This window comes from Janthinobacterium sp. BJB401, from assembly GCF_013372745.1.
GTDB classification, from domain to species: Bacteria; Pseudomonadota; Gammaproteobacteria; order Burkholderiales; family Burkholderiaceae_D; genus Janthinobacterium; species Janthinobacterium rivuli.
This window is the reverse complement of the sequence record NZ_JABXFH010000013.1, coordinates 20,172-27,000: the sequence shown is the minus strand read 5'-3', so window position 1 is coordinate 27,000 and position 6,829 is coordinate 20,172. Positions and strand designations below refer to the sequence as shown.

Sequence of the window (6,829 nt, the reverse complement as noted above, 5' to 3'; positions counted from 1 at the left end):
GAAAATGTCATAATTGGGTGAGCACCTCGGGGCGCCAAGGCGGGGCTCAGCCGAACAGCACGATGCCGCCCGGCAGCCGCGTCACGCGCGCGCCATACGCGTCCTGGATCAGGGCGATCACGTCGTCGAGGCGGTCGAGCGAAAAGCTCGCTTGCACGCGCGTCAGTTTCAAGGCCTCGCCATTGAGGATCAGCTTGCCGGGACGGTAGCGGTTCACCTCGTCCACCACCTCGGCCAGGGTGCTTTGTTTAAAGACCAGCAGCCGGTGGCGCCACGCGCTGACCTCGCTTTTTGCCACGGCGCGGGCGATGCCGAAATGCTCTGGCCGGTAGCGCAGTTGCTGGCCCGCCGCCAGTTCCGCGTCGTTGCCGGCCTGCGCCACGCGCAAGCGCCCCGCCAGGCACGTCACGCACACTTCCTGGCCAAATAACCGGATATTGAAGCGCGCGCTGCCGGCCGACACGGTGCCGTCGCCCGCCTGCACGCGCACCCGCGCCGCGCCGCGCAAGCCAGCCTGGAATTCCGCTTCGCCCGCCAGCAGCACCAGCGCCGCGGCGCCATCCTGCAGCGGCGCCGCATCGAGGCGCGTCTGCGTATTCATCTGCACCAGCACGCCGCCGTCGAGCGCCACTTCACGCTGCTCGCCCGTGCCGGTGGCATAGTCGGCGGCAAGACCGGCCACGGCCGACCACAGATCCGTGGGCGGGCGCAGCACCAGTAAACCCAGCGAGGCGGCCACGGCGCCGCCGAGCCAGGCGCGCCGCGCCACGTTGACAGGCGCCTGCGCCCGCTTGACGGCGCGCGCGGCCGGCGCCATGGCGCCCCACACGGCGCGCGCCTCGGCAAACGCGTTGGCATGCTTGCGGCTGCGCGCGCACCAGTGGCGAAACACTTGCGCGTCGCGCTCGCTGACCTGGCCCGAGGCCAGGCGCACGACCCACGCCTGCGCTTCCTTCTGGATGACACCCATATCGTCTTCCGCTTGTTCAGTCATGATGTTTAGACGTTTTTCCCGCGCCGGGACCGAAGCGCTGGATGAAATCGCGTCCCATGCGTTCGCAGCAATGTTCGAGGCCGGCGCGCAATTCCTTCTCGACGGTGCGGGCGGAAATGCCGAAACGCTCGGCGATGTCGCGGTGCGGCAACTGGTCGACGCGGGCGGCGATGACGATGGCGCGCCGGCGTTTCGGCAATTCCTGCAAGGCCCGTTCCAGCTCTTCCAGTTCGGCGCGCGCGCTGAAGGTGCGCGCCGGGTCGGCCAGCTCATCGGCCATCTCGTACAGATCGTCGATATCGGGCAGGCTGAGCAGGCGCGCATTGTCGCGGCGTTGATCTTCCGCAATGTTGATGGCGATGCGCATCAGGTAGGCGGACGGGTAGCTGATCGCTTCGGGCGCGTTCATCCGTTCCACCCGCAGATACGTTTCATGCAGCGCGTCATTGGCCAGGTCTTCCGAACCGAGGCGGCGCTGCAGATGGCGGCGAAACTGTCCGTAGCGTTCCAGGAACAGCTTGCGCAAGGTGGTTTTGAGCAGTTCCGGCATGCTCAGGGCGCCCCGGACACGAGGTAGGGCGCGCAATCGGCATCGGGATCGGGCCGTGGCGTCAGTAAAATCGTCAGCGGCTGCGGCAAGCCCGCCGGCGGCGCGCCATCGATCAGCAGGCTGCGCAGGCGTTGCAGCACGGCGCGGTCGCGCTGTTCCACGCCACTCGGTTCGAGCACATGCACGGCGCGCACCTTGCCCCGCTCGTCAAGCCACAGCTGAAAGGCCAGGCGGTAGCGGCCAAAGGCGTCCGGATGCAAGCGGCACAGGGCGCGCGTGAGCGAACGCTGCAGGATGGCCGCATAGCCTTGCAATGCTGCGCTGGCGGGGGTCACTTCGGCCGGCACGGGCGCTGCTGCCACGGGCGCATCGGCCAGCGCCAGCAAGGTAAACGCATTGCTGCCGCTGAAGCGCGCGCCCAGCTGCGTGCCAGCCAGCAAGCGCTGCAGCGCTTCGGCCGGCGTGTAGTCGCCACGCACGGGTGCGGCCACTTTGCCGGCCGCCAGCTGGCTGCTGACGAGCACGGAATACCCGGTCACTTCGCCAAACGCCACCAGGGCCGCATCGAGCGGCTGGGCGGGCAAGTCGAAATGCATGGTCGCGTGCGCGCCGGCATCAGCACCGTCCGCGCCCGCAGCCGGCCGCACGAATGTCATCAAGGTCATCAATGTCATCAGCAAGCAGGCGGACAGGGCATTGCCCCTTGCGGCGCGGCGGTGGCTTAGTGTCATTTTCCAGGGGAAGCAACGAAAAATCCTGCTCATGAAGTGTCTTGACTGCAATGTTGTCTGCAGAATGGCAAGATGGTAGCTTCATAAAATGACAACTGCATGACATGGCGCCAGCCCGCATTCCCGTCTGTGTCATCGCCGCGACACATGGCCTTGCTATGCTGAACGCTTCATCCACCGCTCCGGGAGCCGTCATGGCACGCCTGTTCTCACTGTTGCTGCTGGCCTGCACCGCCCTGCCCGTACAGGCGGACGAGCACACCGTCGTCGTGAAGGCCGCCGCGCCGCAGAAGGCTTGCGTGGAAGTGGACATCGATGGCCAGCGCGCGCCATCGATGTCTTGCCTGAGTGAAAAATTATTGCCAAACAGCAACACCCTGAACCGGCCGCCGCCCACCCTGTCCGGTGCGGAAGCCGTCATGCAGCGCCCGTCGAACCAGCTGGGCCTGTACAACCGCGCCGCCCTCGAACACCGCATGGGCAATGCCTTTGGTAAATCCGTCACGCCGCAGAGGCCGCCAGCTCCCGCGCCCGCCAGCCCGCTGCTGCCGGCCCGCTGACCTTGTTGTCAACGCACAGTCCATTTGCGCTGTCAAGATTGCGCAATCGCGCCGATTGCGTATCATTCCAGGCTTGATCGCTCTGGAAACAACCATGCTGCCCACTATCGAACAACGTCTTGCCCTTGAACTTGCCGCCAAACCGGTGCAGGTTGCCGCCGCCATCGAACTACTCGACGAAGGCGCCACCGTGCCCTTCATCGCCCGTTACCGCAAGGAAGCGACCGGCGGCCTCGACGATATCCAGCTGCGCCTGCTCGAAGAGCGCTTGCGCTATCTGCGCGAGCTGGAAGAGCGGCGCGCCGCCATCGTGGCCTCGATCACGGAACAGAACAAGATGACGCCCGAGCTGCTGGACGCCGTCATGCACGCGGAAGACAAGACGCGCCTCGAAGATTTGTACTTGCCGTACAAACAGAAGCGCCGCACGAAGGCGCAGATCGCCATCGAAGCGGGTCTGATGCCGCTGGCCGACGGCTTGCTGGACAATCCCGAACTGACGCCGGAAATGGAAGCGGGCAAGTTCCTGCGCGACGCGTTTACGAGTGCCGACGGCAACAATCCGGGCGTGGCGGACACCAAGGCGGCCCTCGACGGCGCGCGCCAGATTCTGATGGAGCGTTTCGCCGAAGACGCGACCCTGCTGCAAACCTTGCGCGAATACGTGCAGGAACACGGCATCGTCGAATCGAAAGTGGTGGAAGGCAAGCAGGACGAAGGCGAAAAATTCGCCGATTATTTCGATTACTCGGAAACCATTTCCACAGTGCCCTCGCACCGCGCGCTGGCGCTGCTGCGCGGCCGCCGCGAAGGCATCCTCGACGTCACCCTGCGTCTGGACACGGAAGCGGAAAAACCGAAATGGGATGCGCCGCACAACCCGTGCGAAGGCCGCATCGCCGCCCGCTTCGGCATCAAGCAACAAGGCCGCCCGGCCGACAAATGGCTGGCCGACACGGCACGCTGGACCTGGCGCGTGAAAAGCTTCATGCACCTGGAAACGGAACTGATGGGCGCGCTGCGCGAACGCTCGGAACTCGACGCCATCAACGTCTTCGCCACCAATCTGAAAGCGCTGCTGCTGGCCGCGCCGGCCGGCCAGCGCGCCACCATGGGCCTCGATCCTGGCCTGCGCACGGGCGTCAAGGTCGCTGTCGTTGATGCCACCGGTAAAGTCGTCGACACGGCCGTGATCTACCCGCACCAGCCGAAGAACGACTGGGATGGCTCGCTGCATACGCTGGGCCGCCTGGCCGCCAAGCACAATGTGTCGCTCATTTCCATCGGCAACGGCACCGCCTCGCGCGAAACCGATAAGCTGGCGCAGGACCTGATCAAGCAGCATCCGGAAGCGAAGATGACGAAGATCGTCGTCTCGGAAGCGGGCGCGTCGGTGTATTCGGCGTCCGAATTCGCCTCGAAAGAATTGCCGGACATGGATGTGTCCCTGCGCGGCGCCGTGTCGATCGCGCGCCGCCTGCAAGACCCGCTGGCCGAACTGGTGAAAATTGACCCGAAATCGATCGGCGTGGGCCAGTACCAGCATGACGTGAGCCAAAGCCAACTGGCCCGCTCGCTCGATGCGGTAGTGGAAGATTGCGTGAATGCCGTCGGCGTGGACGTCAACACGGCGTCGGCGCCCCTGCTGGCGCGCGTGTCCGGCCTGTCGGCCAGCGTGGCGCAAAGCATCGTCACCTACCGCGACATGAAGGGCGCGTTCACCTCGCGCGCGGCCCTGAAAGCCGTGCCGCGCCTGGGCGATAAAACCTACGAACAGGCAGCCGGCTTTTTGCGCGTGATGGGCGGCGAAAACCCGCTGGACGCCTCGGCCGTCCACCCGGAATCGTACCCGCTGGTGGAAAAGATCCTCGCTGACATCAAGAAGGATATCAAGGCCGTCATCGGCGAAACAGCCTTGCTGAAAACCTTGAGCCCGGCAAAATATGCGGATGAAACATTCGGCGTGCCGACCATTTCCGACATCTTGAAGGAACTGGAAAAGCCGGGCCGTGACCCGCGTCCGGAATTCACGACCGCCACCTTCAAGGAAGGCGTGGAAGAGATCCGCGACTTGCGCCCGGACATGATTTTAGAAGGCGTGGTCACCAACGTGGCCGCCTTTGGCGCCTTCGTCGACATCGGCGTGCACCAGGATGGCCTCGTGCACATCTCCGCCCTGTCGAACACCTTTGTCAAAGATCCGCATACGGTGGTGAAAGCGGGCCAGGTCGTGCGTGTCAAAGTGCTGGAAGTCGACGAGAAGCGCAAGCGCATCGCGCTGACCATGCGTTTGACGGACAGCGCGCCGCAGGCGGGCAGCAAGCCCGAGCAAAAGGGCGACCGCAACGACCGCCGCAGCATGGCGCAGCACCAGTCGCAGTCGCGCAACGCGCCCGAGCCGGCCGGCAGCATGGCCGCCGCGTTCGCCAAGCTGCGCGGCTAACTCCATGGCCGCCAGGCATGATCTGATCATCCTGGCGGTGGACGCCGCCAGCGTGGAGGCCCAGTTGCTGCTCGACGCATTGTCGGACGCGCTGCTGCGCATCAATGGCGACAGCGGCCGTTCTTCCTTCGATGTCGAGGCGGCAACGCCGCGCGGCGGCTTTTATCTGGCCCGCGATGCGGCTGGAGAACTGCTGGGCTGCGCCGCCCTGCGGCCGCTGGGCGAGCCGGACAGCGCCATAGGCGAACTCAAGCGCATGTATGCGCGCCCTAGCGCCGCCGGCGTGGGCGCGGCCCTGCTGGCCCATGTGGAGGCACAGGCGCGCCGGAATGGCTACCAGGCCCTGCACCTGTCCACCCGCGTGGCGAATGGCCGCGCCGTGGCGTTTTATGCCAAACACGGCTATGCACCCGTCATTGCCTGGGGCAAATACGTGGGCGCGCCACAATCGGTGTGCCTGGGCAAGACCTTATAAGCGTCAACGTGGCTGACTTGCCCGATTTATGACTTGAGCGCATACCCGTGCCGGCGTTTTCTTATAAAATGACGGCATCTATTTATTTACCCATCAGAGGCAGCTATGAGCGACGTACAAACCTGGATCAAAGAAACCGTGACGAGCACGCCAGTCGTGCTGTTCATGAAGGGCACGGCCCAATTCCCGCAGTGCGGCTTTTCCGGCCGCGCCATCCAGATCCTGAAAGCGTGCGGCGTGGAAAACATCGCTACCGTCAACGTGCTGGATGACCCGGAAGTGCGCCAGGGCATCAAGGATTACTCGAACTGGCCAACCATTCCGCAGCTGTATGTCAAAGGCGAGTTCATCGGTGGTTCCGATATCATGAATGAAATGTTTGAATCGGGCGAACTGAAGTCCCTGCTGGATGCCTGATAGCCAAACGCAGCGGCCGCGCCGTATCGTCGTGGCCATCACGGGCGCCACGGGCGCCGTGTATGGCTTGCGGCTGCTGCAATTACTCGGCGCCATCCCCGGCATCGAGACGCATCTGGTCTTGTCGGATGCGGCCGTACTGACCCTGCACCAGGAAACGGGCGTGGGGCGCAAGGACATCGAAGCGCAGGCGCATGTGGTGCACAAGCTGCGCGACATCGGCGCCGCTATCGCCAGCGGCTCGTTCCAGTCGGATGGCATGGTCGTCGCACCGTGCTCGATGAAGACCCTCGCGGCCGTGGCCCATGGCTTGTCGGATAATTTGATCACGCGGGCAGCCGACGTGGTGCTCAAGGAGCGCCGCCGCCTGATCCTGATGGTGCGCGAAACGCCGTTCAACCTGGCGCACCTGCGCAATATGACGGCCGTGACCGAAATGGGCGGCATCATCTTCCCGCCCTTGCCAAGCTTTTATCACCGCCCGCAGAGCATCGCGGAGATGGTCGACCATACGGTGGCGCGCGTCATCGACCTGCTCGGCATTGAGCATGCCCTGGCGCCGCGGTGGAATGGTTTGAAAACTCCAGACCAGCCAGCAACAAACTAACAGGCTACATCACCAACTACGCACGTCACGATGCGTGACAAAAGCGTAGCGA

At 64.5% G+C, this 6,829-nt stretch carries 8 protein-coding genes; 5 read left to right on the top strand and 3 right to left on the bottom strand.

The features are described 5' to 3' along the window. Window positions 1-46: 46 nt before the first annotated feature. From HWE17_RS11145 to HWE17_RS11135, 3 genes are read right to left on the bottom strand one after another with little or no spacing between them, the layout of a single operon-like run. Complete coding sequence (locus HWE17_RS11145) at window positions 47-994, bottom strand: FecR domain-containing protein (protein WP_176388805.1); 948 nt, start codon at window positions 992-994, stop codon at window positions 47-49. Then, window positions 987-1,544, bottom strand: coding sequence for an RNA polymerase sigma factor (locus HWE17_RS11140; protein WP_035823145.1), 558 nt, complete (start codon window positions 1,542-1,544; stop codon window positions 987-989). The genes HWE17_RS11145 and HWE17_RS11140 overlap by 8 nt, the downstream gene beginning before the upstream one ends. A gap of 2 nt (window positions 1,545-1,546) precedes the next feature. Continuing rightward, on the bottom strand, window positions 1,547-2,209 hold the full coding sequence (locus HWE17_RS11135) for a secretin and TonB N-terminal domain-containing protein (RefSeq protein ID WP_176388804.1): 663 nt from the start codon (window positions 2,207-2,209) through the stop codon (window positions 1,547-1,549). Between the two features lie 260 nt (window positions 2,210-2,469). On the opposite strand from HWE17_RS11135, the gene HWE17_RS11130 reads away from it, so the two are divergent. The 5 genes from HWE17_RS11130 to HWE17_RS11110 all read left to right on the top strand — a co-directional run bounded on the left by HWE17_RS11130 (window position 2,470) and on the right by HWE17_RS11110 (window position 6,777). After that, window positions 2,470-2,835, top strand: a complete 366-nt coding sequence (locus HWE17_RS11130; RefSeq protein WP_176388803.1) for a hypothetical protein — start codon at window positions 2,470-2,472, stop codon at window positions 2,833-2,835. Window positions 2,836-2,929: 94 nt separating this feature from the next. Next, a complete protein-coding gene (locus tag HWE17_RS11125) occupies window positions 2,930-5,278 on the top strand; it encodes a Tex family protein (protein ID WP_035823150.1) in 2,349 nt (782 codons plus the stop codon). Between the two features lie 4 nt (window positions 5,279-5,282). Further along, window positions 5,283-5,753 (top strand): GNAT family N-acetyltransferase, encoded by a 471-nt coding sequence (locus HWE17_RS11120; protein ID WP_176388802.1) that lies wholly within the window; start codon window positions 5,283-5,285, stop codon window positions 5,751-5,753. 105 nt (window positions 5,754-5,858) lie between these two features. Then, window positions 5,859-6,170 carry a Grx4 family monothiol glutaredoxin gene (gene grxD, locus HWE17_RS11115; RefSeq protein WP_010402157.1) on the top strand — a complete coding sequence of 104 codons (312 nt, stop codon included), beginning with the start codon at window positions 5,859-5,861 and terminating at the stop codon, window positions 6,168-6,170. Then, window positions 6,163-6,777, top strand: a complete 615-nt coding sequence (locus tag HWE17_RS11110) for a UbiX family flavin prenyltransferase (RefSeq protein ID WP_099403713.1) — start codon at window positions 6,163-6,165, stop codon at window positions 6,775-6,777. The genes grxD and HWE17_RS11110 overlap by 8 nt, the downstream gene beginning before the upstream one ends. Window positions 6,778-6,829 lie beyond the last annotated feature (52 nt).